At 63.2% G+C, this 25,376-nt stretch carries 26 protein-coding genes; 1 reads left to right on the forward strand and 25 read right to left on the reverse strand.

Annotation, left to right across the window (positions count from 1 at the left end):
* Positions 1 to 3: 3 nt before the first annotated feature.
* From SA496_RS17595 to flgB, 22 genes are all read right to left on the reverse strand, one after another.
* On the reverse strand, positions 4 to 741 hold the full coding sequence (locus tag SA496_RS17595; RefSeq protein ID WP_330114211.1) for a cephalosporin hydroxylase family protein: 738 nt from the start codon (positions 739 to 741) through the stop codon (positions 4 to 6).
* Entirely contained in the window at positions 734 to 1,453 is a 720-nt protein-coding gene (locus tag SA496_RS17600) for a WbqC family protein (RefSeq protein ID WP_120649927.1), read from the reverse strand. The genes SA496_RS17595 and SA496_RS17600 overlap by 8 nt, the downstream gene beginning before the upstream one ends.
* Positions 1,450 to 1,962, reverse strand: coding sequence for a GNAT family N-acetyltransferase (locus tag SA496_RS17605; protein WP_120649926.1), 513 nt, complete (start codon positions 1,960 to 1,962; stop codon positions 1,450 to 1,452). Before SA496_RS17605 ends, SA496_RS17600 begins: the two co-directional genes overlap by 4 nt.
* Positions 1,963 to 1,971: 9 nt before the next feature.
* Entirely contained in the window at positions 1,972 to 3,135 is a 1,164-nt protein-coding gene (locus tag SA496_RS17610) for a class I SAM-dependent methyltransferase (protein WP_330114212.1), read from the reverse strand.
* Positions 3,132 to 3,986, reverse strand: coding sequence for a phytanoyl-CoA dioxygenase family protein (locus SA496_RS17615; RefSeq protein ID WP_256660932.1), 855 nt, complete (start codon positions 3,984 to 3,986; stop codon positions 3,132 to 3,134). The genes SA496_RS17610 and SA496_RS17615 overlap by 4 nt, the downstream gene beginning before the upstream one ends.
* Positions 3,983 to 5,128, reverse strand: coding sequence for a DegT/DnrJ/EryC1/StrS family aminotransferase (locus SA496_RS17620; protein ID WP_120649924.1), 1,146 nt, complete (start codon positions 5,126 to 5,128; stop codon positions 3,983 to 3,985). The genes SA496_RS17615 and SA496_RS17620 overlap by 4 nt, the downstream gene beginning before the upstream one ends.
* Positions 5,125 to 6,348, reverse strand: coding sequence for a class I SAM-dependent methyltransferase (locus SA496_RS17625; protein WP_120649923.1), 1,224 nt, complete (start codon positions 6,346 to 6,348; stop codon positions 5,125 to 5,127). The genes SA496_RS17620 and SA496_RS17625 overlap by 4 nt, the downstream gene beginning before the upstream one ends.
* A complete protein-coding gene (locus SA496_RS17630; RefSeq protein ID WP_120649922.1) occupies positions 6,345 to 6,905 on the reverse strand; it encodes a dTDP-4-dehydrorhamnose 3,5-epimerase family protein in 561 nt (186 codons plus the stop codon). Before SA496_RS17630 ends, SA496_RS17625 begins: the two co-directional genes overlap by 4 nt.
* The gene (gene rfbG, locus SA496_RS17635; protein ID WP_371924439.1) at positions 6,902 to 7,975 is read right to left on the reverse strand and encodes a CDP-glucose 4,6-dehydratase; all 1,074 of its coding nucleotides are present in this window, start codon (positions 7,973 to 7,975) and stop codon (positions 6,902 to 6,904) included. The genes SA496_RS17630 and rfbG overlap by 4 nt, the downstream gene beginning before the upstream one ends.
* A complete protein-coding gene (gene rfbF, locus SA496_RS17640; RefSeq protein ID WP_120649920.1) occupies positions 7,966 to 8,739 on the reverse strand; it encodes a glucose-1-phosphate cytidylyltransferase in 774 nt (257 codons plus the stop codon). Before rfbF ends, rfbG begins: the two co-directional genes overlap by 10 nt.
* A 128-nt stretch (positions 8,740 to 8,867) precedes the next feature.
* Positions 8,868 to 10,199 (reverse strand): UDP-glucose dehydrogenase family protein, encoded by a 1,332-nt coding sequence (locus tag SA496_RS17645; RefSeq protein WP_120649919.1) that lies wholly within the window; start codon positions 10,197 to 10,199, stop codon positions 8,868 to 8,870.
* A 32-nt stretch (positions 10,200 to 10,231) separates the two neighbouring features.
* Complete coding sequence (flgL, locus tag SA496_RS17650; RefSeq protein ID WP_120649918.1) at positions 10,232 to 11,482, reverse strand: flagellar hook-associated protein FlgL; 1,251 nt, start codon at positions 11,480 to 11,482, stop codon at positions 10,232 to 10,234.
* Between the two features lie 11 nt (positions 11,483 to 11,493).
* On the reverse strand, positions 11,494 to 13,545 hold the full coding sequence (gene flgK, locus SA496_RS17655; RefSeq protein WP_330114213.1) for a flagellar hook-associated protein FlgK: 2,052 nt from the start codon (positions 13,543 to 13,545) through the stop codon (positions 11,494 to 11,496).
* 10 nt (positions 13,546 to 13,555) lie between these two features.
* The gene (gene flgJ / locus SA496_RS17660) at positions 13,556 to 14,722 is read right to left on the reverse strand and encodes a flagellar assembly peptidoglycan hydrolase FlgJ (protein WP_153917388.1); all 1,167 of its coding nucleotides are present in this window, start codon (positions 14,720 to 14,722) and stop codon (positions 13,556 to 13,558) included.
* A gap of 10 nt (positions 14,723 to 14,732) precedes the next feature.
* Positions 14,733 to 15,833 (reverse strand): flagellar basal body P-ring protein FlgI, encoded by a 1,101-nt coding sequence (locus tag SA496_RS17665; RefSeq protein WP_120649915.1) that lies wholly within the window; start codon positions 15,831 to 15,833, stop codon positions 14,733 to 14,735.
* 11 nt (positions 15,834 to 15,844) lie between these two features.
* Positions 15,845 to 16,558, reverse strand: coding sequence for a flagellar basal body L-ring protein FlgH (gene flgH / locus SA496_RS17670; protein ID WP_120649914.1), 714 nt, complete (start codon positions 16,556 to 16,558; stop codon positions 15,845 to 15,847).
* Positions 16,559 to 16,576: 18 nt separating this feature from the next.
* Positions 16,577 to 17,362 (reverse strand): flagellar basal-body rod protein FlgG, encoded by a 786-nt coding sequence (gene flgG, locus SA496_RS17675; protein ID WP_120649913.1) that lies wholly within the window; start codon positions 17,360 to 17,362, stop codon positions 16,577 to 16,579.
* Between the two features lie 45 nt (positions 17,363 to 17,407).
* Positions 17,408 to 18,151, reverse strand: coding sequence for a flagellar basal-body rod protein FlgF (flgF, locus tag SA496_RS17680; protein ID WP_153917386.1), 744 nt, complete (start codon positions 18,149 to 18,151; stop codon positions 17,408 to 17,410).
* A 261-nt stretch (positions 18,152 to 18,412) separates the two neighbouring features.
* Positions 18,413 to 19,750, reverse strand: coding sequence for a flagellar hook protein FlgE (gene flgE / locus SA496_RS17685; protein ID WP_330114214.1), 1,338 nt, complete (start codon positions 19,748 to 19,750; stop codon positions 18,413 to 18,415).
* Positions 19,751 to 19,795: 45 nt separating this feature from the next.
* On the reverse strand, positions 19,796 to 20,476 hold the full coding sequence (gene flgD / locus SA496_RS17690) for a flagellar hook assembly protein FlgD (protein WP_120649910.1): 681 nt from the start codon (positions 20,474 to 20,476) through the stop codon (positions 19,796 to 19,798).
* Between the two features lie 19 nt (positions 20,477 to 20,495).
* Positions 20,496 to 20,942, reverse strand: coding sequence for a flagellar basal body rod protein FlgC (gene flgC, locus SA496_RS17695; RefSeq protein ID WP_077521856.1), 447 nt, complete (start codon positions 20,940 to 20,942; stop codon positions 20,496 to 20,498).
* 14 nt (positions 20,943 to 20,956) lie between these two features.
* Positions 20,957 to 21,364 carry a flagellar basal body rod protein FlgB gene (gene flgB / locus SA496_RS17700; protein WP_120649909.1) on the reverse strand — a complete coding sequence of 136 codons (408 nt, stop codon included), beginning with the start codon at positions 21,362 to 21,364 and terminating at the stop codon, positions 20,957 to 20,959.
* A gap of 57 nt (positions 21,365 to 21,421) precedes the next feature.
* On the opposite strand from flgB, the gene SA496_RS17705 reads away from it, so the two are divergent.
* Positions 21,422 to 21,595, forward strand: coding sequence for a hypothetical protein (locus SA496_RS17705; protein WP_178123431.1), 174 nt, complete (start codon positions 21,422 to 21,424; stop codon positions 21,593 to 21,595).
* 101 nt (positions 21,596 to 21,696) lie between these two features.
* Here SA496_RS17705 and SA496_RS17710 read toward each other — a convergent pair whose 3' ends face one another.
* The 3 genes from SA496_RS17710 to SA496_RS17720 form a co-directional block, all read right to left on the reverse strand.
* Positions 21,697 to 22,401 (reverse strand): NAD(P)H-dependent oxidoreductase, encoded by a 705-nt coding sequence (locus SA496_RS17710; protein ID WP_120649908.1) that lies wholly within the window; start codon positions 22,399 to 22,401, stop codon positions 21,697 to 21,699.
* 89 nt (positions 22,402 to 22,490) lie between these two features.
* Positions 22,491 to 23,681 carry a pyridoxal phosphate-dependent aminotransferase gene (locus tag SA496_RS17715; protein WP_330114215.1) on the reverse strand — a complete coding sequence of 397 codons (1,191 nt, stop codon included), beginning with the start codon at positions 23,679 to 23,681 and terminating at the stop codon, positions 22,491 to 22,493.
* 21 nt (positions 23,682 to 23,702) lie between these two features.
* Entirely contained in the window at positions 23,703 to 25,313 is a 1,611-nt protein-coding gene (locus SA496_RS17720) for a 5-guanidino-2-oxopentanoate decarboxylase (RefSeq protein ID WP_330114216.1), read from the reverse strand.
* Positions 25,314 to 25,376: the final 63 nt, after the last annotated feature.

A 25,376-nucleotide genomic window follows, 5' to 3' on the forward strand; every position in this document is an offset into this window, starting at 1 on the left:
GCCTCAGCGGATGCAACGCAGGTATCCATCAGGTGCGACAGTGATGAGCAATTTGCTGACGATCCGCCGGTCGATCTCGAAACGATCGTTCTCGCCCAGGAATTGGTGCACCGCCGTTTTCGGATTGTTGCCGCGCCCCCAGGGACGATCGGCCGCCTGCAGGTCATCGGGCATGTCTTCCAGCAGCGTGTCGAACACCACCAGGTAGCTGTCCCGTGTCACGAACGGCGAATAGGCCTGCAACTCGGCTAGCACGTGCTCGTGGGTGTGGTTGGAATCCAGTACCACCAGCACTCGCTCCTTTCCACGGGCGTGCTCGGCAACCTGTTGCACCGTTTCCGGGGCGATGGATGACCCCTGGATCAGGCGCAGGCGCTTGCTCATTGGATGGCGCTCGATTTCCACACGGTTGTGAGTACGAATATCGATGTCCACACCCAGCACATAGCCATCGCCGCCCAGTAATTCCAGCAGCGAAGCGTAGTAAAGCGCCGAGCCGCCGTGCGCCACGCCGGTCTCGATGATCAGGTCGGGCTGGATGTTCCAGATCAGCTCCTGCATCGCGATCATGTCCTGCGGGAACTGGATGATTGGCCGGCCCATCCAGCGGAAGTTGTACGCGTACTTGTGACGGGTGATCTCCCGCAGCCAGATGCGGGACAGTGCCTGCACATCCTGGTCTCCGTGAAGGCTATCGATGTTCGTCTCGACCTCGGCCGCGAACCGCTCTATCTCATTCATCTTTCACGAACTCCCGCCAGGGCAATGTATTGGGTTGAATCAGCGCCGAGCCTTGCCGCCCGCAGTTGGCGACCAGGTCGAGGCTAGATACGTAAGGGGTGAAGTCGCCGTGCTGTTGCGGATACGGCGATTTGCTGTAGTTCATGTAGTCCACCTGGATACCGGCGCGTTCGAATGCATGGTGATCCAGGTAATTCCGCGCACCGAGGCCGGTCACGTAGTGGCTGCCGCCCAGCGCCTTGACGATTTCCAGGACCCGTTGGCTACCCGCCCCTCCAATACCCAGTTCGTCGATCGAAACGAAGCGTGTGGCGGATGCCAGGCCGAAGTACTCGCAGAGCACCTTGAGCGACAGGTCGCCAAGCGCGGCGATGTTGCCGCAGTCAGCTGCATAGACCTGATCGAGCAGCGCCAGCATATCGTCACGGAACGGCGCGGCGGCATAAGCCTGAGCCATCAGGGCACGGTGCCGTGAGCGCCAGTCGATACGGTGATCCGGACTCACTTCGGAAATGGTCTGGCCAAGCGACAAACCGGCGAGAGGTACGCTGAGCCAATGGCTGCCCCTGGCCGTCTTGACCTGCACCCGGTTGGTGAAGCTGCCCTTGGAAAACTGCACGTCGTCGTATCGCACGAAAACGTCGGCCAGGCTTACCTGCTCGAGGAAGCCGGGCCAGGGGAAAAACATGGGCTGGGAGATGACCACTCTCATGGCACGAGCAGCCTCTCCATGACGAGCACGTCGCGGTAACTCCCATCGATGCGAGCATGGGCCTGCAGGCAACCCACCTCACGGTAGCCCACGCGCGGGTAAAAGCCGGCCGCCGGGTTGTCCGCCAGCACATGGAGCAGGATCTTGCGGATAGCGAACACCCGCTGGGCGTAGTCCTCGAGCAGAGCCAGGGCTTCCCGCCCCACACCCCGCCGCTGTGCAGCCGGGGCCAGGCAGATGCCAAGCTCGGCCGTTCCGTGGAGCGGGCGCTGGTTGTACAGCTGCAGATAGCCCAGGCAACTTCCGCTGTCCCGGTCGCCGATCACGAAGAACAGCACATCTTCGCTGCCACTTTTGTCGACCAGCCAGCGACGCACCTTCTCTACCGAGTTCGGGCGCGCCTGGGCCATCAGCAGGTTCTGCAGTGCCAAGTCATTGCGCAGTGCGACCAGGGTTGGCAGATCGTCATCCCGCCAGGCCCGCAACTCGATTGTCTGTCCTTCAAGCATGGCCGGACCTCAGAGGTAGAACTGGCGCAACGACCGTCCCTGCAACGCAGGGATGTCGGCAATGATCTGCCGGGCATGGGCCGGATTGAGGCCCACCAGCAGGGTGTCGACGTCTTCGTCCAGCTCCGCCGGGGCCACGATTGGCCTGTCGAACAACCGTCGCCCCTGTAGGAAGGGGTTCTGGTCGACGAAGCAACGGATGCGTCCGGCCCCGCCGAGGCAGGCCGTGATGAAGGAACCGTAGAAACCAGCGCCGTACACGGCACAACGGGCGTCTTCCGGCAAATCGTCCATGTAGGACACGACCTTGTCGGCCGCCTCCTGCCAGAACGCGGCCATACTTTCCAGCGACACCAGCTGGCGCGCTACTTCGAGCGTATCCGCTACCGGTTCGGCCAGGGCGCCCAGAGGCCGGCGTGCAAGCACCACGAATGCGCCACGGTGCACGCCGGCATCGATGGAGTCGACCTCGAAGCCGGCACGCTGCAGCAGGCACGCCAGCGAGCTTTCAGTGAAATGGTTGACATGGTCGACCACGATGAAGTCGGCGATGTTGGTCGCCACATTGGGGACTACGCAGTAGAAGTAACCACCCGGCCGAACCAGGGCGCGAATACGCTGCAGGGCCTGAAGCGGCTGGACGATGTGCTCCAGGGCGAAGAACGAGGTCACCAGGTCGAAACTGTCCTTCCATTCCGCCTTCGGCTCGAACGTCGCCCAGCGCTGCTCCGGAAGGAATCGGGCCCAGAATCGCTGATACGCGTCGCTGACATCGAACAGGTGCACCTGCAGGTCGGCACGCCGTTTGAGCAGCGCCTGCATGCTCGAACTCTTGGCGCAGCCGTAGTCGAGCAGCCGCGCGTCGGACTTCAGCGGGACCTTTTCCAGCAATACCGCGAGCTGGTGCTCTGTGCGATACAGCGGCCGTCCCTCGCGTACTTCGTAGATCTGATCCTCTTCCTCGCTATCGGAAAGAATGTTGTATTGCTCGGCGTAGTAGTGATCGACCTGGTCCATTTCGTCGGTCTGCAAGTGAGCACAAGCCTGGCAGGCCCATACGCGGGTGGCAGCCGGATACGTCTTGCCCAATGAGGTCAGCGCCAGTCCGGAGCGCATTTCGTAGAGCATCTTCAGGTCAGCGCCAGCGCATACCTGACACAAGGTCCGGGTCATTCGGCCTCCCTATCAGCGCATAGCTCGGGGTGGATACTGCGAAAATCCACGCCGGCCGCAAAGGAACCCTTCCAGCCATGAGCGCGGCCAGTGGGTTCGTTGAAATTGAAGTAACGGAGCTGCATCGACCAGCGCGAACGCTGCGCACGGTTGAAGCCGGAGGCGTGCAGCAAGAGAAAGTCCACTATCACCAGGTCACCCGGCTCGGTCAGGGGCGCCACCTGTGCGTAGCGCGCAATGCGCGCCTGCTCATCCTGAAGAGTCAGCGCGTAGGCCTGCGTCTTGCCACCCGAGCCGCTGGCGTGGACCGGAACGAGACCATCGCGGTGCGAGGCGAGGCAGAACTGAACGGGGCCCAACGCCTCGCTAACCTCCAACAGCGGACTCCAGTACACCAGGCCATCCAGGCTGCGCAGTTGCGCGGGATACTCCTGATGCCAGTTGGCCCGGAAGCGCTCTTCGCCGGGATTGTCGATACGGATGCCGTAGCCACCGGCGGCGACGCCTGGCAACGCCTGCTCCCCCCGCAGCTCGCGGAACAGACAATCATGCAGCGGATGAGCCACCAGGCGTACGAACGCCGGGATCTGCTTGACCGCGTCATAGACTTCGCCGCCATAGGCACGATTGGCAGCGATCAGCGCCTGGTAGCCGCTATCGAAGGTTTCAGCGCTGAAAGGCAGACGCGAAATCGGCAGGCGGTACTTGTCGATAACCAGGCCGATGATGTCGTAGATGCCGCGCTGGATCGGCAGGATGTCCCGCTCCAGGTCGTAGAAACCGGGCACGATCAGCAGACCGTCCCGCTGGAAGGCTTCGCACTGCGCAGGGCTTAGCAGTGGGCTGTTCACGACGGTTCTCCCGCCGGGGCGGAGGCCCGCCTATCCAGGCCGAAGAGAATCGCATCCACTACCCGATCCTGATCCGAATGGCTCATATCGTGGTAGCTCGGCAGATTGAAGGCGCGCTGTGCCAGATCATGAGCAATCGGGGTCGGCCCACAGGCAACCCCGTTGAAAACCGGCGTATCGCCCAGCGGTTGGAAAAAAATTCGCGCATCGATGCCTGACAGGCGCAGCGATTCGAGTACATCGGCTCTTCGCGTGGAAAACTCGACCGGCAACACCAGCGTCGGCATCCAGTAGCTGTTCAGGCAGCCTGTCGGTTCGGGATTCATCCGTGCACCTGGCAATGCCGCGAGCAGGCGCTGCGCGTAGTACGCGAAGATCTCGCGCTTACGTGCTACCAGGTCGTCGATCCGCTCGAGTTGAGCGCAACCGAGCGCAGCCTGCAGGTTGGACATCTTGTACTTATGCCCGAGCTCCGATGGCCAGAACTGGCGCATGTCGCCAGCAGCCCGGCCATGATTGTTGAGCTGCTCTACACGGCGAACCAGTTCGGCATCGCTGCTGGCAAGCATGCCTCCCTCTCCGGTGGTCATGACCTTGGTGCCATGGAAAGAGAACACCGAGAAGGTCGACAGGCTGCCAGCCTTGCGGCCGTCTATCTCAGACCCGAGCGCCTCGGCGGCGTCCTCGATCAGCGCCAGGCCGTGCTCGTCTGCTATTTCCTGCAGTTCCCGCATCGCCGCCAGGTTGCCGTACAAATGGACCGCGATGATTGCGCGGGTCCTCGGTGTGATGGCGTGGCGAACCTGCTCGGGGTCCAGGCACCAGCTGTCCTCCAGCACGTCCACCAGCACCGGTTGGGCTCCGACGTAGAACACCGGGGCAGCCGACGCGATCCAGTTGATGTCGGCCAGGATCACCTCGTCTCCCGGACCGATATCCAGCGCTCTCAGCCCCAGATGGAGGGCGCCGGTGCAACTGGACGTGGCAACCGCATGGGACACGCCGAGGTAACGGGCGAACTCGCCCTGGAAGCGATGGATGTAGTCGTAGCAATGCTCACCCCAGCCATTGCGTACGGCATCGGTGACGTACTCGAGCTCCAACTCGCCAATACTGGGCTTGGTGTAATGGACCTTGCTCATAGCACCTGCAACTCCGGTATGGCCACAACGAATCGCCCGCCCCACTCCGCGATCCGGGCATATTGCTGCCGCACTTCCGTCAGCAGGTTCCACGGCAGCACCAGCAGATAGTCCGGACGCTCTTCGTCTATACGGGCGGGCGAGACAATCGGAATTCGACTGCCCGGCAGAAACTTGCCCTGTTTGTGAGGATTGAGGTCGGCGACCCACTCCAGCAGGTCTTCCCGCACGCCGGCGTAATTCAGCAGCGTATTGCCCTTGGCCGCGGCACCGTAGGCTGCGACCCGCTTACCCTGCGCCCGTGCCTCGAGCAGGAAGCGCAGCAGCTCGTACTTGATGCGAAGCGCGGCCGGCGCCAGGCCGGAGTAGTAAGCGGCGCTCCGCACACCCGCTTCGCTTTCGCAGGCCAGCAGCGCCTCGACCGCGCCCGTGCGAGCCCGGCCGCCGCTTGCACGCTGGACGAAGAGCCGCAGCGAGCCGCCGTGGGTGGGCAACTGCTGCACATCGAAAACCTTTAGGCCGTTGCGCTCGCACATGGCCTCGACTGCGGTCAGCGAGAGGTAGGAATAGTGTTCGTGGTAGAGCGTGTCGAACTGGCATCCGGACAACAGGCTCGCCAGGTGGGGAAACTCGAACGTCGCCACACCGTCAGCATTGAGCAGAACGGCAAAGCCCCGGAGGAAGTCGTTGATGTCCGGCACATGAGCCAGGACATTGTTGGCCACCATGAGGTCGGCACTCCAGCCCTCCGCCACGAGGGCCTGCGCCTGCGCCTCGCCGAAGAAGACCTCGCGGATGTCCAGGCCCTTGTCACGGGCCGCCCGAGCCGTACTGGTGGTAGGTTCGATACCCAGGCAGGAAATACCGGCCCCGGCCACATACTGGAGCAGGTAGCCGTCGTTGGCAGCTACTTCCACCACCCGGCTGTCCCGGCCCAGGGAAAAGCGTTCGATCATTTCCTGCACATAGCGGCGGGCATGCTCGAGCCAACTGCTGCTGAAGGAACTGAAGTAGGCGTAGTCGGCATCGAAGAGACTGTCAGCGGCGCGATAGTCCTCGGTCTGGACCAGCCAGCAGGACTCGCAGACCCAGACCCTCAGGGGCACCCACTGTTCGGCCTGGTCGAGTTGTTCGCTTCGCAGATAGGCGTTCGATGGCGGCGCAGTGCCAAGGTCGATCAGCGGCAGGTGCACAGGGGCGCTACAGCCACGACACTTCATGTCTCGACTCCTTGGAAACTGTCCTCAAGCCAGGGATGGCCCGCGTCGCGGGCAGAAAGGTTACGCACCGGCATCGGCCAGTCAATGGCCAGCCGCGGATCGTTGACCGACAGGCCGCCCTCATGGGCAGGGTTGTAGTCGGCACTGTGCAGGTACAGGAGTTCGGCGCAATCGCTGGCCGCCTGGAAGCCATGGGCGAATCCCGGAGGAATCAGCAGGCTCTGGCCATCGCCTTCCTCCAGCCACTCGGCATGCCAGCGCAGAAAGGTCGGCGAGCCGCGCCGCAAATCCACCGCCACATCCCAGATGCGGCCACGCAGGCAGGTGATCAGCTTGTGCTCCGCGTGGGGCGGGTATTGGAAATGCAACCCGCGTACTGACCCTGATTCCCGGGTAACGGAGAGGTTGATCTGGCGGATATGGAACGGGAGGGCAGCCAGCTCCAGGCTGCCCTCGCAAAACAGACGCGAAAACCGGCCACGCGCATCCTGGTGGGTGCGATGCCTGAGCAATTGCAGGCCGTCGAGGGGCAAGGCGCACAACTGAAGCTCACTCACGCGCACCTCCAATAGTCGTCCAGTTGCGCGAGGCACACCGCGCGCATATCGGCACGGTCGCGCCAGTGGCGATGCCAGTCGAGGGTCTGCTCCAGGCATTGCTGCAGCGACCATCGGGGCCGCCAGCCAAGCTGCTGTCGCGCTCGGCTGCTATCCAGCCGAAGCAATCCGGCTTCGTGCAACTGGGCCGCTTCGACCACCACTCCAGGCGCCTCCGGCCACAGCGTTGCCAGCCGCTCGACCAGCTCGCCCACCGTGCAGCAGTCGCCCTCACCGGGCCCGAAATTCCAGGCGCCCGACAGCGCGAATCCCTGCTCATGGAGGCCCTGTGCCAATTGCAGGTAGCCGGCCAAGGGCTCGAGCGCGTGTTGCCAGGGGCGCACTGCCTGCGGGTAGCGCAGGGTGACCTGCTCGCCACGTGACCAGGCAGCGAGGACATCCGGCACCAGCCGGTCGGGCGCAAAATCACCGCCGCCGAGCACATTGCCGGCCCGTGCGGTGGCCACCGCAAGCCCATGGACGGCGTATTGCGACGACGGGAAGTATGATGCGGCGAAGGATTGCACCAGCAGCTCGCAGCACGCCTTGCTGCTGCTGTAGGGATCATGGCCGCCCAGGGGCTCGTTCTCGCGATACGGCCAGGGCCATTCGTTGTTGGCGTAGACCTTGTCGGTGGTCACCACCACGCACGCACGCACGCCTCCGACACGGCGGATCGCTTCCAGCAGGTGCAGAGTTCCCATGACGTTGCTGCCGTAGGTGCCGAGGGGGTCCCGATAGCCTTCACGCACCAGAGGTTGTGCGGCGAGATGCAACACGACCTCGGGCCTGCACTCCTCGACCACCCGCTGCAGCGCCGGCAAGTCACGCAGATCGCCAATTCGGCTGTCGAGCCCTTCCACAACCCGCGCCAGTTCAAAGAGACTGTGGCCCGCTACGGCCGGCAGTGCGAACCCGGTTACCTCGGCCCCCCACTGCTTCAGCCAGAGAGCCAGCCACCCCCCCTTGAACCCGGTATGACCGGTCAGCAGGACGCGCCTGCCCCGCCAGAACTCAGGGTTCAGTGCCACAGTTTCCACGGCGCCTCCCCGGTCTGCCAAAGCTGCTCCAGATGGTTCTTGTCTCGCAGCGTGTCCATCGCGTGCCAGAAACCCTGGTGCTGATAGGCCTGCAACTGGCCTTCGGCTGCCAGCCGCTCCAGCGGCTCAGCCTCCCAGGCTGTCGAATCTTCAGCGATGTATGGCAGTACCTCAGGGGACAGGACAAAGAAACCGCCATTGATCCAGCCACCGTCACCGCGCGGCTTTTCAACGAATCCGTTGACGCGATTCCCATTCAGGTCCAACGCGCCATAGCGCCCCGGCGGTTGAACGGCGGTAACAGTGGCTTGCTTGCCGTGCCTGCGGTGGAAGGCGACCAGCGCGCCAATGTCCAGGTCGGCCACACCATCGCCGTAGGTAAAGCAGAATGCCTCCTCGCCTTCGACGAAGCGTCCCACGCGGCGCAGGCGGCCGCCGGTCATGCTGTCTTCGCCCGTATCCACCAGCGTCACTCGCCACGGTTCGCTGTAGTTCTGGTGAACTTCCATCTGGTTGTTGCGCATGTCGAACGTGACGTCGGAGGTGTGCAGGAAGTAGTTGGCGAAGAAATCCTTGATGGCATAGCCCTTGTAGCCCAGGCAGATGACGAAATCCTGGATGCCATGGTGGGAGTAGATCTTCATGATGTGCCAGAGGATTGGCTTGCCACCGATTTCGATCATCGGTTTGGGTTTCAGGTGGGACTCTTCACTGATGCGAGTGCCCAGGCCACCGGCAAGAATCACCGCTTTCATCGCTGCTTCCCCTGCTACACCGACCCGTCAATTAGTCGGCAGGCTGTTGTTTGATGCCCTGGCGCTGCAATAAGCAGGCCATACCCGGTCGACGGCAATCGACCGGGTGGGTATCCAGCGGGGAGCAATCAGGCCGGGAGACGGCCGATAGAGTGGTAACGCAGGCCGTAGCGTTGCATCACGCGGGGATCGTAGAGGTTGCGCCCATCGAAGATCAGAGCGTCCTTGAGAGTGTCGCGGATCAGGTCGAAATCCGGCGCCTTGAAGCTCTGCCAGTCAGTCACGATGGCCAGCGCATCAGCCCCTTCCAGGGCCTCCTCCTTGCTGTCCACCAGTTCGAGGTCACGTCGCTCACCATAGAGCCGACGGCATTCCGGCATAGCCTCTGGATCGTAGGCGCGAACCCGCGCGCCCGCCTTCCAGAGCTGCTCCAGCAGCGTTCGGCTGGGCGCTTCGCGCATGTCCCCAGTGTTGGCCTTGAAGGCGAGCCCCCACAGGGCAATGACCCGACCGCGCAGGTCGCCGCCATAGTAGCGGTGGATGCTCTCGCCAATCTTGCGCTTCTGCCGCTCGTTTACGGTCGCCACCGCCTGCAGGATCGCCGGCTCGTGACCGGCCAGCGTCGCGGACGCCTTCAGCGCGCTGACATCCTTCGGGAAGCAGGCACCACCATAGCCGCAGCCAGGGTAGATGAAGTCATAGCCGATTCTTGGATCGGCACCGATGCCTCGACGTACTGCTTCGATATCGGCACCGAAAAGTTCGGATAGCCCCGCCATCTCGTTCATGAAGGAGATTTTGGTGGCCAGGAAGCAGTTGGCAGCATATTTGGTCAGCTCGGCGCTGCGCCGATCCATGACCATGATCTTTTCGCGATTGCGGTTGAACGGGCTGTAGATCTCCTGGAGCAGTTCGATGCTGGATGGTTCGCGGGCACCGATGATGATCCGGTCGGGTCGCTGGCAGTCGCTTACTGCGGCGCCCTGCTTGAGGAACTCGGGGTTGGATACAACGTCAAGCCGCAGGTCGGATCGGCCACGCTCGGCGAGCACCTGATCCATCAGGGCCTGGAGTTCGTCGGCCGTCCCTACCGGCACAGTGGACTTGTTGATCACCACCTGGTCGGTCCCGGTGACGCCGGCGATACCGCTCGCCACCTCGAAAACCTGACTGAGGTCGGCATGTCCATGGGCATCGGAGGGTGTGCCGACGGCGATGAACTGAACCCGGGCATGGCGCACCGCTTCCTCAAGGGAGCCGGAGAATCGCAGGCGACCGTCCTGGACATTGGTCAGCACCATGCCCGTCAGGCCCGGCTCAAAGATCGGCAACTCGCCGCGCTCGAGCATCGCCCGTTTGACCGCATCGTTTTCGATGCAAAGCACATTATGGCCCACGTTGGCCAGTACCGCCGCCTGGACCAGGCCTACATATCCCGCGCCGAACACACCAATATTCATTCCCTCTCCCCAAGGCTCCTGGCCCGCGCCAATCAGCCCAGCTTGTTGAACAGACTGAGTCCCGCGATCTTCACGTAGCTCTGCTGCGAGGCTTCGAGAATGATCGACTGGAAGGACAGCCGCGACAGCGCCTCGGCGTAGTCCAGCTCTCGCAGGTCGGCCTGTATCGACTGGTTCACCAAAGTCACGTCTTCGTTGTCGGTGACGGTGGATTCCACCACGTTCAGGCGTGCGCCGATGTCGCCGCGCACGGAGTCGACCACGGTGATGCCGTTGTCCAGGTTGGTCAGGGCCTCAGCGACGGAATCGCGGACGAGGTTGTTGCCGGCTGGCGTATTGGGCGCGTTCTCAAGCGCCATACGCAGGTTGGCGATGGTGTCGAGGATGCCCTGCTTCTGCTGGTTCGGCTGTGCGGTCACTTCGATGGTCTCGCCCCCTACGGGGACGCCATCGAACTTGATGCTGACACCACGGAACACCACCTGGTCGTCGGTTGCGTCATCCGTGTCGATGGCGCCGCTGCCAAGCACTGGCGTAGTCGTGCCCACAGCGAAGATTTCGTAGCTGTTGGCGTCGGGGTTGCCGAAGACGATCTGCACGCCGGTATCCGGGAAAGGCGGGTTGCCGGAGAAGGCTACCTCGTCTTGCACCAACGGCGCCGAAGGGCTCAGCGTGGAGCCTGCGGGGCTGTTGGTCACGGCGCTGTCCAACCGCCCGGCGTTGATTACGTTCTCGAAGACGCGCTTTCCGTTATCGCTGATGGCTATCTGCAAGGAGCTCGCCACCTGCAGCTTGCGCTGGCCTTCGTCGCCTTCGTAGCTGTAGCTGCCGTCAGCATTGCGTACGAAGGGCTGGGTCTTGCCCTGGAAGCCGGAGAACAGGTATTCACCCCGCGCGTTGCGGGTGTTCATCAGGCTAAACAGCTCATCCTCGCGCTCCTTGAGTTCGGCAGCGATAGCCTTGCGGTCCTCGGTGCTGAGGGCGCCGTTGCCGGCCTCGCCCGCCAGGTCGCGCACGCGCTGGAGCACGGTATTGACCGAGTTCAGCGTCACCTCTTCCTGGGTCAGGCTGTTCTTGGCCGCCGTCAGGTTGGAAGCGTATTGATCCAGAACGCCCTGCTGCTGGTCCAGTTGCAGCAGGCGCACCGAAGCCACGGGATCGTCCGCCGGCGTGAGGATGCGGTTGCCGGTGCTGATCTGTTCCTGGGTACGGGTGACGTTCGCGTAATTCCGCTGCAGGCCCGACACCCCATTGTTGTACTGCTGAATGGTGGAAATGCGCATCGCAGGCTCCGTTAGCGGAAGGTGCTCATCAAGGTATCGAACAGGCTTCGGGCAACTTGAATCACTTGCGACGAGGCGTTGTAGTACTGCTCGAACTTGATCAGGTTGGCTGCCTCTTCGTCGAGGCTCACCGCCGAGAGCGAGTCACGGTTATCCGTGGCCTGCTTGAGGATCGCCGTACTGGCTTCACTGTCCACCCGTGCCTGAGCGGTCAGGGTGCCTACGCGCTCCACCAGGTCACCATAGCTGTCGGAGAAGCTGGAACCGGTGCCGCCAACCAGAGCGTCGACACCGACTGCGGCCTTGTTCTGCAGGTCCACCAGCTTGAGCGCGTTACGGTTATCGGAGACGCCATTGGTGCTCATGGCGAGGCTGAAGGTGTCGCCGGTTTCCGCACGTCCGCTGAAACTCTGGGTGATCTGGTATTCCTGCGTGGTGGCCGGCGTGCCGGTGGTAACCGAAACGGTATAGCTCAGTTGGTTGGTCTGCCCCGGCGTCACGTTCAGGGTTCCGGACGGCGGCTGGGTGATGGTCACGCCAGTCGGCAGGCCAGAGAAACTCAAGCTTCCCGGAGTGCCCGCCGTGTAATTTATGGTGATGGACGAGATCGCTGCCAGGTGCGCCTGGCTCATGGGGTTGAGCGTATTGGTGATGCTGGGCTGGCCGATAGCGCCGGTGCCCTTGTTCTGTACGTTCGCTTCGGAGTGCAGCGGTGCGGCGAATGCCAACTGGTCCGCCTGGTCCAGCACGGTGTTGATGTCCTTGGCGGCGGTGCGCGTCGGCTGCAGCAGGAACTTGTCGCCGGTGGTAGGCGTCGGCACACCCAGGGCAATCTGGAAGCCCTGGTCGCGACCTGCGCTGTCTTTAATCGTCAGCGTGCCGGACGGCGTGCTGTCACTGACCACCATCTCCTGGTTGTCGCTCAGGCGGCGCACCGTATAGGGCGGCGTCGCCGTGGCGTCGTACTCCATCTGGTAGTCGCTGGTGCTGAGCAGGCTGGTATTGGTGATGTTCAGGGCTGGCTGGGCATTACTGTTGCCGGCGAAGGCCTTGACCCGCAGCGCCGCCAGGGCCGGGTCGTTGTAGTTGCCGAACAGCGCAGCCCCCACCTTCCCCTTCAGGTCCAGGCCCTGGCCGAGCTGGGTGTTGACCTGGTCGCTGATCGACATGGCCAGGCGCCCCAGTGTGTTCAGGCTGGAGTCCAGGGTCTCGTTGCGGTAGCGGATCAGGCCACCCAGTTCGCCGCCGCTGAGCAGCGTGGTGACGCCCTGACGGGAATCGCCGCTGACGAACTCCAGCTCGAAACGGCTGGGGTCGCCTTTGCCGGGCACCGCTTCCAGGCGGTTGGCGCTGCTACCCACCACCAGCGGCTGTCCGGTGCCGACGAAAATGCTCTGGGTGCCGTCACTCTGCGGTACCACGCTGACGCCCACGTAGGTGGAAAGCTGACGGATCGCCTCCTCACGGGAGTCCAGCAGGTCATTGGGCACCTGGCCGTTGGATGACGCGACCGCGATGGCATCGTTGAGACTGGCGATGGAGCCGGCCAGGCGGTTCACCTGGTCCGCCACCGACGACATCTGCTTGTTCAGCGAGTCGTTCTGCGCGCTCAGCCGGTCGTAGACGGTATTGAAACGTCGAGCCAACCCTTCGGCCTCGGACAGCACCAGTTGCCGCGCCGGCATATTGGCGGGGTCTTCGGCGGCGGTCTGCATGGCCGCGAAGAAGCTCTTCAACGACGGTGTAATGCCGGTGGTGGTGCCGGACAACAGCGAATCGAGCTGGTCGATCTGGCTCTTGTAGGCATCCACATCGCTGCTCAGCGACGTGGTGTTGCGCAGCTGGGCAGTGAGGAACTCGCTATAGCTGCGACGGATATCCGTCAGGGTGACGCCGCTGCCGATGTAACCCGAGCCGGAGAACTGCGGCAGGGTCGTCGACTGGGTCGCGCTCTGCCGGGTGAATCCGGGGGTGTTGACGTTGGAGATGTTGTGGCCGGTGACGGTGAGCTGCGTCTGGCTCACGCGAAGCCCCGACAGGCCAATGTTCAGTAAGTCAGCCATGACTCAAGCCTCATATCCTGGTGGTCGTGCTGTCGACTGCAGCAACGGCCTGGTAAACCTGCATACCGCGGGCAATCTGGGAAATCTTGCGGGCGTACTGCGGATCAGTGGCGTAGCCGGCCTTCTGCAGTTCGCGGACGAACTGCTCCGGCTTCTCGGCGGAATCCAGCGCGTCCTGGTAGCGATCGTTGTTCTGCAGGAAGCTCACGTAGTCGTGGAAGCTCTGCTCGAAGGAGTTGTAGGAACGGAACGATGCCGCTTCCTTGACCGCTTTGCCGCCCTTGTACTCGGTGGTCATCACCCGCGCCGAATCGCCGTCCCAGCTCTTGTGCGCCTTGATGCCGAACAGGTTGTGACTGCTGGTGCCATCGCCCTCGCGGATGATCGACTTGCCCCAGCCGGTTTCCAGGGCGGCCTGGGCTACCAGGTAACGGGGGTCGACGCCGATTCGCTCGGCGGCCTTCTCGGCCATTGGCAGCAGGGTTTCGATGAACTCGTTGCGCGACGCGAACACGCGCTTGCCCGTTCCTTTGGCGCTTTCAACTTCTTCGGCGCCGACTACTTCGCGCTCGGGCGCGGCATAGGTCTTGGCAGGGGTCCAGTCACTGCCGGCCAGCGAAGTACCGGCAAGCTGCTCGGGCGACGGCACGATACCCGCTGCCTGGCGATCGCTCAGCTTGCCGGGCAATGCCAGGCGACGCTGATTGAGCAGCCTGGAATCGTCGCGCTCGGCGAAGCCCGAGGCTTCCGCCTTCGCCACCTGCTTGCTGCCCTGCGCAGGCCAGTTGGCCTGGACGCCGGACTGCACTTGCGCGAAGGGGTTGGGCCCCGTCGACTTGTTGGTCTTGGACAGCTGTCGGGTCAGCACATCGGCCAGGCCGACGCCGCCCTGCTTCGACAAGGTCACGGCCAACTGCTGGTCGTGCATTTCCTGGTAAGTCTTGGTTTCGTTGCTGTTCAGGTAGTTGCCTTCGGCGAAGGCTTCACCCGCCTGACGCATGGACTTCATCATTTCGTTGAGGAACAGCGACTCGAACTCCTGGGCCACCTTGCGGATGTTGCCCTCGCTGTCGCGATCCTTGCCGGCCTTGAATTGGCTGAGCCGGTTCAGGTCGGTATAGGCGCCGCTATCCAACCTGGAGCCGGAAGCGAGGCCTGCGGAGAGTTTCGAGTTCATCGCCTTTCCCTTAAATCACGATCAGGTCGGCCTGCAGGGCACCGGCCTGCTTCAGCGCTTCCAGGATGGCCATCAGGTCGGACGGCGCCGCGCCCACCTGGTTAACTGCACGCACGATTTCGTCGAGGGTGGTGCCAGGGCCGAACTTGAACATCGGCTTGGCTTCTTCCTCGGCGTTCACCTTCGAGCGCGGCACTACTGCGGTCTGACCACCGGAGAAGGCTTCCGGCTGGCTGACGATAGGGTCTTCGGTAATGGTCACGGTAAGGCTGCCATGGGTCACGGCAGCCGGCTGCACCTTCACGTTCTGGCCGATGACGATGGTGCCGGTACGCGAGTTGATGATGACCTTGGCCACGGCCTGGCCCGCCTCGATTTCCAGGTTCTCGATCACCGAGAGATAGTCCACGCGCTGGTTCGGATCGAGCGGCGCACTGACCCGTACCGAACCGCCATCGACCGCCTGGGCAACGCCCGGGCCGAGCAGTTCGTTGAGCTTGTCGACGATGTTCTTCGCTGTGGTGAAGTCCGGGCGATTGAGGTTCAGGGTGAGGAAGTTGCCCTGCTCGAAGCCACTCGGCACCGGACGCTCCACGGTGGCGCCGGAAGGAATGCGCCCGGAGGACGGAACGTTGACGGTGATCTTCGAGCCGTCGCTGCCCTCGGCGTCGAAGCCGCCCACCACCAGGTTGCCCTGGGCAATGGCGTAGACATTGCCGTCGATACCCTTGAGCGGTGACATCAGCAGGCTGCCGCCGCGTAGGCTCTTGGCGTTGCCGATGGAGGAAATGGTCACGTCGATGGTCTGACCCGGCTTGGCGAAGGGCGGCAGGTCCGCGTGGATGGACACCGCCGCGACGTTCTTCAGCTGCACGTTGCCGACGTTGGCCGGGACCTTGATGCCGAACTGCGCCAGCATGTTGTTGAAGGTCTGCAGGGTGAACGGCGTCTGGGTGGTCTGGTCACCTGTGCCGTTCAGGCCCACCACCAGGCCGTAGCCGATCAGCTGGTTGGTCCGCACACCCTGGATGCTCGCCAGGTCCTTCAGGCGCTCGGCCTGGGCAAGGCCGGCAACCAACAGCAGGCAGAGAGCGGAAATCAGTCGCTTCATGGTCGGTCTCATCAGAACGGGAACAGCGGGCTCATGAAGAACCGGTCGAACCAGCCCGGCTGGCTGGCGTCGGCGAAGGCGCCGGTACCGGAGTAGGTGATGCGCGCATCGGCCACACGGGTGGACGGCACGGTGTTATCGGTGCCGATGTCATCGGCGCGGACCATGCCGGCAATGCGCACCAGCTCGTCGCCGGTGTTCAAGGTCAACCACTTCTCGCCGCGAACCGCAAGGATGCCGTTGGGCAGGACTTCGGACACGGTGACGGTGATGGAACCTGACAGGCTGTTGCTCTGCCCTGCCTTGGAATCACCCTTGGTATCGCGGGTGGCGTTGTACTCCGCATCCAGGGACAGTCGTGCGGCATCCAGCGGATTGAGGCCGCCATTGGGGTTGTTCACCGAGACGCCACCACCGAACAGCGAAGTCAGGCCGATGTTGGCGTTGCTGTCCTTCTGGATCTGCGAGTTGGCGTTCTTGCTGGCCTGGGTGCGCTCGTTGAGGGTGATGGTGATGATGTCACCCACACGATAGGCCTTGCGGTCGTCGTAGAGGTTGGTCTCGAAACCGGCCTGGTAGATGGCGCCGTTGCTCTGCGCGGCAGGCAGCGGAGTGCGCGGCAGCACGGGCGCGTAATAGGGATCGTTCGGTCGCGGCGCAGGTTGCACGCAGCCCTGGATGAGGGTGATGCCGAGCAGCGGGAGGAGAATGATCAGCCGGTTCATGACAACTACCTCAGGGCGTTACAGGTTCTGCGTGACGAAAGCGAGCATCTGGTCGGCTGTGGAGATGACCTTGGAGTTCATCTCGTAGGCACGCTGGGTGGTGATCATGTTCACCAGTTCCTCGACCACGCTGACGTTGGAGTTCTCCAGGGTGTTCTGCTGCACCACGCCCAGGCCGGTCAGACCCGGCGTACCGACCTGCGGCGCGCCACTGGCGGCAGTCTCCAGGTACAGGTTGTTGCCGATGGATTGCAGGCCGCCGTAGTTGACGAAGTCGGCGGTCTGGATATTGCCGATTACCTGGGCAGCGGGGTTGCCGGTGGTGGTCACGGAGACGGTGCCGTCTTCGCCGACGGTGAAGGTCTGCACTTCGGCGGGCAGGACGATGGCCGGCTCCAGGGCGAAGCCCTGGGAGGTGACGATCTGGCCGTCGGAGTTCAGGTGGAAGCTGCCATCGCGGGTATAGGCGACGGTGCCATCGGGCATCAGCACCTGGAAGAAGCCGCGACCGTTGATGGCCATGTCCAGCGGCTGCTCGGTGGTTTGCAGGCTGCCCTGGGTGAAGATCTTCTGGGTGCCGGCGATGCGCACACCGGTACCCAGTTGCAGGCCGGTCGGCAGTTCGCTGTCCTGGCTGGTCTGGCCACCCGGCTGGCGACGGATCTGGTACAGGAGGTCCTCGAACTCTGCGCGATCGCGCTTGAAGCCCGTGGTCGAAACGTTCGCCAGGTTGTTGGAAATGGTGGTCAGGTTCATGTCCTGGGCGGACAGGCCGGTCTTGCTGACCCAGAGTGCCGGAAGCATTTTCTTCTCCTCGGGCGCCGGAAACATGGCGCCGCGTACTGGTGATTAGCTGAACTGCAAGACCCGCGCCATTGCCGACGAATTGTCTTCGGCAGTACGCATCATCTTCACGGAAAGCTCGAACTGGCGGGACAGAGACAGGATCGCGGTCATCTCTTCCACGGCATTGACGTTGCTGGCTTCGATAAAGCCGGAGGTCACGCGGACATTGGCGTCGGCTTGCACCGCCTGCTGCGGGTCCTTGACGCGGATCAAGCCGTCGGCGCCCTTCTCCAGCTGCTTGGGATCGGGATTGACCAGTTTGATGCGATCCACCTCGGCCACCACGTTAGGGGCTTCACCCAGGGCACGGATGCTGATGGTGCCGTCCTGGCCGATCTCGACTTTCTGCTCCGGCGGAATGGCGATGGGTCCGGCATTGCCCATGACCGGCAAACCATTGCCGGTGCGAAGCTGGCCAAGGGCATCGATCTGCAGGCTGGCGGTGCGCACATAGGCTTCGCTGCCATCGGGGGCTTGCACGGCAACCCAGCCCTCCCCTTCGATGGCCACATCCAGGTCGCGACCGGTTTCCTGCAAGGCACCAGGCGTGAAGTCGGTGCCGGGACGCTCGGTCATGGCATAGACCCGCGACGGGAAGCTGTCGCCGAACACAGGCATAGAACGCGCCTGTTCGAAGTCGCGGCGGAAACCGGAAGTCGAGATGTTCGCCAGGTTATTGGCATGAGCGCGCTGGGCCAGGCTGTTCTGGCTGGCTCCGCTCATTGCGACATAAAGCATCTTGTCCATGAATTTCTCCGAGTGGGCGTTGCCGCCCTTGGCGCTGTGCAAGCTATCCAGCAAGCCGCGTGCCAAACCCGAAAATCACGAGCAAGCAATTGATAAATAATGGTTTTTTTAAAAAAGAAAAGGCCCCTTACAGGGCCTTGTCAAAGCGCCGGCGGCGAGGGGCTGCCGCCAACGGCAAGGGGAATTGCCGCCAGTAGGAGCGGGCTTGCCCGCGAATGGGCAAACCTTCGCGAGCAAGCTCGCCCCTACAACAGCAGTTCATCAGCGCAGGTTGATGATGGTCTGGGTTACAGCGTCTTCCGTCTGGATGGTCTTGGCGTTCGCCTGGTAGTTGCGCTGGGCCACGATCAGGTTCACCAACTGGTCCGACAACTCGACGTTGGAGTCTTCCAGGGCACCGGCCTGAAGGGCACCCAGGGTGCCGGAGCGCGGCGTACCAACCACCGGCTCGCCGGATTCGAACGACTGCACCCAGCCGGTCTTGCCTACCGGGCTCAGGCCCTGGACGTTGGCGAAGTTGGCGAGGATCACCTGGCCCTGCACTTTGGACTGGCCATTGGTGTAGCGAGCGAAAATCACGCCGGTATCGTCGATTTCCAGACCGGCCAGTTGGCCGGTGGTATAGCCGTCCTGGCTGATGCTGTTCACCGCGAAAGCGCTGGAGTACTGGGAGGAGCCGCGAATGTCGATGCTGATGCCGCCGGCGTTGGCGGTGGCGCCGTTGGCCGACCAGTTGGCCGGCGTGCCGCCATCGGAAACCGCAGGTACCCAGTCATCGAGGTTCATCAACCCGGTAGCGGGGTCGTAGTTCAGCTCGCCACCTGCCGCCATGCCGGCAGTGTTCAGGCTGCCGTCGGCATTGAACAGCAGGTTGGTGGTGTGCGGGTCTGTGCTGGTCGGGTTGGATGGGTTACGGCCATCCACCAGTACGGCCATGGTCCAGTTGTTGGTCACCGGCGGCGTCGCGGCCGGGTCGGAGTTGTTGATGAAGTACTGGGTCATGACATGGGCATTGCCCTGGGAGTCATAGATGTTGACCGAGGTGGACGAGGTGTAGGTCGTCGGATCGCTCGGATCGAACGGGGTATTGGTCGGCGCCTTGGTGGTGGAGTTCAGGTTGAACTTCTGGGCGACCTGGGTAGTGGCCTTGGGTGCCTGGTTGGCGGTCTGGATCTGCAGGTCGCTGACCACGCCGTTCTGCACGTTGCCATTGCCGTCGATGCCATAACCCTGCAGGCGGTAGCCGAAGTTGTTGACGATGTAGCCATTGCGGTCGGTCCCGAAGTAGCCGGCGCGGGTGTAGCTGACTTCACCGTTGTTGCTGGTCTGGAAGAAGCCGTTGCCGTTGATGGCCAGGTCCAGGGCGTTCTGGGTGTAGTTGATGTTGCCCTGGTTGAACAGCTGGGACACATCACCCAGCAGCACGCCGCTACCCTGGGCGTTCTTGCCAGTGCCAAGCACCGAAGCGGCGTAGACGTCGGAGAACTCCGCTCGGGACTGTTTGAAGCCAGCTGTGCCGGCGTTGGCGATGTTGTTACCGGTGACGTTGAGGTCGCTGGTCGCTGCACGCAGGCCGCTGAGACCGATGTTGAACGCCATTTAAATCTCCTTTGCCGGTGCTTCCCGGCGCTCTGAACCGGGAAGTTACTGACCGATGACCTGGACCTTGGAGAGGCCGACGCTGCCGATACCCGCAAGGTTGAGCATCAGTTCGCCGCCATTCTGGCCCAGGGTGACGCTGTCGACGTTAGCCGGCAGCATGGTGTAGAGGGCTTTGGTCTCGCTGCCGTACTGGGCCTGGGCTTCGAACTTGTAGGTGCCGGGCGGCATGACCTTGCCGCTGGAGTCCTTGCCGTCCCACATGAAGCTCACGCTGCCAGCCGGCTGCTCTCCGAGGTTGACGCGGTTCACCAAGGTGCCGGCGCTGTCGTAGACGTTGACCCAGACGTTGCTGCTGGAAATGGGCAGGTTGGCGCTGGCCTTGAAGGTTTCACTGGTGTCCACCACCGCCTTCTCGCTCGGCACGATCACCTTGCGGCCCACCAGCGAAGAAGCCTGCAGAGCCTGGGAAGACTGGTAGCCGGACAGCAGCGAACCCATGCTGGTGTTGAGCTTCTCGATGCCTTCCACCTGGCTGAACTGCGCCAGTTGGGCGATGAACTCGCCGTTCTCCTGGGGAGACAGCGGATCCTGGTTGTTCAACTGAGCGACCAGCAGCTCGAGGAACTCGTTCTTGCCGAGGTCCTTACTCTTGGTTTCGCTCTTGATGGCGTACTGATCGAGAAACGACTGGCCATCGGTGGACGCTACGTTGCTGACACTCATGCTGTTCCCTCGCGCGCTATCACTGACCCAGGGTCAGCACTTTCTGCATCATCTGTTTGGCGGTGTTCATCATTTCCACGTTGGTCTGGAAGGACCGGCTGGCGGAAATCATGTCGGCCATTTCTTCGACCACGTTCACATTCGGGTAATAGACGTAGCCATCCGCGTTGGCCGCCGGGTGGTTCGGCTCGTAGCGCGGGGTCAGGGTGCTCTGGTCCTCGATCACGCCGAGCACCTGCACGCCAGCGCCGGACTGGTCCTGGTCGGCGAACAGCGAGCCACGGTCGCCGTTGCCCAGGCTGTCCTGGAACATGGTGGCGAACACCGGATGGCGGGCGCGGTAGGTCTGGTCGAGGCTGGAGGAAACCGTTTCGGCGTTGGCGATGTTGCTGGAGATGGTGTTCAGCCGAGTGTTCTGAGCACTCATGCCGGTGCCGGCGATATTGAAGATGCTGGACAGTGACATGGCTTGGCTCTCCGTTATTCGCCGCGCAGGGCGCCGATCAGCCCTTTGAACTTGCTGTTGAGGAAGGTGAAGCTGGCCTGGAACTGCATGGCGTTCTCGGTGTAGTTCGACTGTTCCAGCTGGGCGTCGACGGTGTTCTGGTCGACGGCCGCCTGGAAGGGAATGCGGTACTTCAGCGAGGCGTCAGCCATGTCGAAACCTTCGGCGACGATGTGGCGCTCGTTGGTCCGGGCGGCCTGGAAGCTGCCGTGGGCGGCCTTCTCCGACTGCTGGGCCAGCACGCTGGCGAAGTCCAGGTCACGAGCCTTGTAGTTCGGGGTGTCGGCGTTGGCGATGTTGTTGGCCAGCACCTCGCCACGCTGAGCGCGGAAGCTGAGGGCTTGCTGATGGATGCCGAGGGCCTTTTCGAAGCTGATGCTCATGTCCGGAACCTTTGCCAGTGGCAATCTGGTTTGCTTGCCATACACTCAGCAAAGGCCGTGCCAAACTATTTTTCCCTTTATTTTCAATTGCTTGATTTAAAAATGAGCGGCAAAAAGCGGCAATGGACGCTGGACGGACGGCAAAGCGGCAAGGGCAACTTGCCGCTGGTTGCCGCTTTGCCGGGGGCATCCGGCGATAGAACCGGTAGGAGCGAGCTTGCTCGCGAATGAGCACGCCCGGGACTTTCGCGAGCAGAGCTCGCCCCTACAAAAAGAGTTCAGCGCAGAAAGAAGAAGGCCGCCCTCGGGCGGCCTTGGTGCTCTCAGTGCTCTCAACGAGTCAGTGGATACAGCCTGTCGTCGAACTGGTCCAGCCGGGGAAACCGGAGCGGTACGTCCTGATCCAGCCCCTGCAACCGATCCTGATAGGCGCGCAGAAAATCCTGGCGCGCATCGCTGCTGATGTAGGGCACGTGCCACGCCACGAAAGGTGGCAGAACTTCCAGGCCGACATAGGCCAGGGTGCCACGTAGCAACGGCCGCAGCATGTCCTCCAGCGGACCGTGGATGGCGCCCTCACCGAACATGTGTTCGCGGCCGCCCAGGGTCAGCGTCACCAGCGCCTTCTTGCCGGCCAGGCCGCCCTGATCGTAGAAACGCTTGCCGCCGTAGCAGACGCCGGATACCAGCACCCGGTCGATCCAGCCTTTGAGAATGGCCGGAACCGAGAACCAGTAGAGCGGGAAGTTGAGTATCAGCAGGTCGGCCCAGAGCAGCTTGTCGAGTTCGCGCTGGATGTCCGGCGCGATATTGCCGGCCTTAACGCCTTCGCGTTGCTCCAGGGCATAGACCAAGTAATCGGGGTTCTGCCGCTCGCTGAAATCGGCGGCACTGGCGACCGGGTTCCAATCCAGCGCGTGGAGGTCGGACTGCCGGACTTCGTGCCCCTGCCCTTGCAGGGTTTCCACCGCCAGGTCGCGCAAGGCGCTGCAGAAGGACTGCGATTCCGGGTGGGCATGGACGATCAGGATCTTCATGGGTGTTCCTTATGGGACGGTCCGTCGGTTGGTGCAGAGCGTAGCGAAGCCCAACAATCAGGGATTCGGTGCGTAGCGCCAAGCATCATTCACAGGGTTTTGCGCTGTTCAATCAGCTCGGCCGCGCAGCGGGCAATGCGACGGCAGGCCTCTTGCAGCGGCTCGCTGCCCAGCACCAGCCCCAGGCGGATATGCCCGGCCGCGCTAGGTCCGAATGCTTCACCCGCCAGAACCGAAACGCCATGGTTGTCCAGCAGTCGGTCGGCGAATTCCTGGGCGGACAACCCGGTTGGGCGGATATCCACCATCACGAACATGCCGCCGTCCGGTTTCAGCGCGCGCAGGCCGGGGCAGCCTTCCAGGCTCGCGCACACCAGATCGCGTCGCTGGCGATAGGCCTCGCGCATGGCTTCCAGCTCGGGCAGGCGAGTGTCCAGTGCGACGCAAGCCGCATCCTGAACGAAGTCAGGCGAGCCGTAGAGCATGCACAGGGCGAGGTTTTCCAGGTGCCCGGACAGCTCCTTCGAACCCACGACCCAGCCCACCCGCCATCCGGTCATGGCGTGGGACTTGGACAGGCTGTTGATGGTGGCGGTGCGTTCCGCCATTCCTGGCAGGCTGGCCGGGCTGATGTGCTGGCCCTCGAAGAGCAGTTCGCTGTAGACCTCGTCGGAGATCATCCAGAGATCATGGGCAGTGCAGAGCTCGGCCAGGGCTTCCCAGGTGGTGCGCGGCAAACTGGCACCGGACGGGTTGTGCGGGCTGTTCAGGGCCAGTGCCCGGGTGCGCGGGGTAATGGCGGCGGCGACATCCTCCGCCTGGATGCGGAAGCCGTTCTCCGAACGTACCGGTACCGGGACCACCTTCGCTCCACAGGCACCAAACACCGCTTCGTAGGTGACGTACATGGGCTCGGCGACTATGACCTCATCGCCCGGATTGAGCAGACACTGCACGACGCAGAACAACGCGCACTGCGCACCGGCCAGCACCACGACTTCGTCCGTGCCGACATTCTGCCCACTGCGCTGGTTGTGCCAGTCGGCGATACGCTGACGCAGGGTGATCTTGCCGCGCACGTCGGAGTAATGGGTGTTGCCATTGAGCAGGCTGTCGATGGCGGCCTGGACGATGGGCTGCGGCGTGTCGAAATCGGGATCGCCGACCGACAGCAGGAGAATGTCGTCGCCCCGGGCCTGGCGCTCCAGCGCACGGTAGTGAATGTTCCAGGCTGCCGCGCCATCGCCGGCGATACGTTGGGTGAGGTCGGAAAAGCGCATGATTATCTCCTTGACCCAGGCTCAACGAGCACAGGCGTGTTTCAGTTCGATCAGGGTGACGCCGGGGTGGTCGAAGCCTGTGCGCAGGTCACGCTCCAGCTCGTCGAGGCTCCGCGGCTGCATCACCGTGCAACCGAAGGCCCGAGCGAGGGCGGCAAAATCGGGGTTGCGCGGCAGCACGCCCACCGGTTCGATGTCCAGGGCCTGCATGTCGTCGCGAATCTGGCCCAGGGCGTCGTTGTTCCACAGCAGCACCACCAGCGGGCTGTCGAGCTCTTCCGTCGCGGTGGCCAGTTCCTGCACGGTGTAGAGGAATCCGCCATCGCCAACGAGCACCAGACCGGCCCGCTCTGGCGCACCGAACTTGGCGCCGATGCCGGCCGGCAGGCCGTAACCGAGCGTGCCGTAGCCCGTAGGGTGCAGCCAGCTGCGCGGCGCCCGGCTGGCGAATGCGTAGTTGCCGGTGTAGGCAAGCTGGGTCATGTCGGTGCTGATGAAGGCACTGGCCGGCAACGTGGCGGCAATGCGGTCGAGGATGGCTTGGTGAATACCCTGCAGAGGGGCGTGGCCATTGCGTATCGCCTCATGCAGGCGAGCTACGCGGGCGGCGGCTTCCTGCCCTGCCCTGCCTGCTTCGGGAATGCGTGCCAGCAGCGCCTCGAGCGACTGTCGGGCGTCGCCCCGAAGCGCCACGGCACAGGGGTAGAAATCATTGAACTTGCGCGGGTCGACATCGATTCGGATCAGTTCGCCGGACAGCGGCAGACGCTCGCGCCAGAAGTCCGTATCAGCCATTTCGGTACCCACGGCCAGCACCAGGTCAGCCTCGGCGATCATTTCCCAACCGGGCGCCATGCAAAGGCTGGAACCGGCGTTGAGCGGAGCATCCGGCGGCAACAGCCCCTTGCCAGCCACGCTGGTGAATACGGGGGCAGCCAGACGTTCGCTGAATGCCTGCAGGGCGTCGACAGCCCCGAGGGCGCCACCACCCGCGATGATCATCGGTCGCTTGGCCATGGCCAGCCGCTTGGCCGCCGCATCCAGGGACGCGCTATCCGGCAAGCCACGGCCGGGGCGGCGTACCACCTCGGCGGTCCAGTCCCGTGCCACCGGGGCGGCAAGCACGTCGAGCGGCACGGAGATATGTACCGGGCGCGGACGTTCGCCGTCGAACACGGCATAGGCGCGCGCCACCAGTTCGGGCAGGTCTTCCGGAGTCAGGGCCACGGCCGAGAAAGCGGTGATGGGGGTGGTAATGGCGCGCTGGTCCTGGGTTTCGTGCAGGCAGCCCCAGCCTTTGCTGAGGCTCGCCGTGTGGTTGACGCTGGAGATCACCAGCATCGGGATCGAATCGGCGTAGGCCTGGCCGATGGGGGTAGCCGCATTGGTCACGCCGGGACCGGTGATGATGAAGCAGACACCGGGTTTGCCACTGACCCGCGCATAGCCGTCAGCCATGAAACCGGCACCCTGCTCGTGCCGGGTCAGCACGTGCCGGATGCCACTGCCGGGCAAGCCGCGGTACAACTCCAGGGTATGGACGCCGGGGATACCGAACACGGTATCCACGCCATAGTTGGCCAGGAGGCGAACCAGGGCCTGGCCGCCGGTGAGGCTATTCTGTTGTTGCATGTGGTATTCCCTCGAATCGATGCCAAGACCTGTAGGAGCCAGCTTGCTGGCGAAACTCTCGTG

Source organism: Pseudomonas sp. JS3066, from assembly GCF_036328175.1.
Lineage (GTDB): Bacteria > Pseudomonadota > Gammaproteobacteria > Pseudomonadales > Pseudomonadaceae > Metapseudomonas.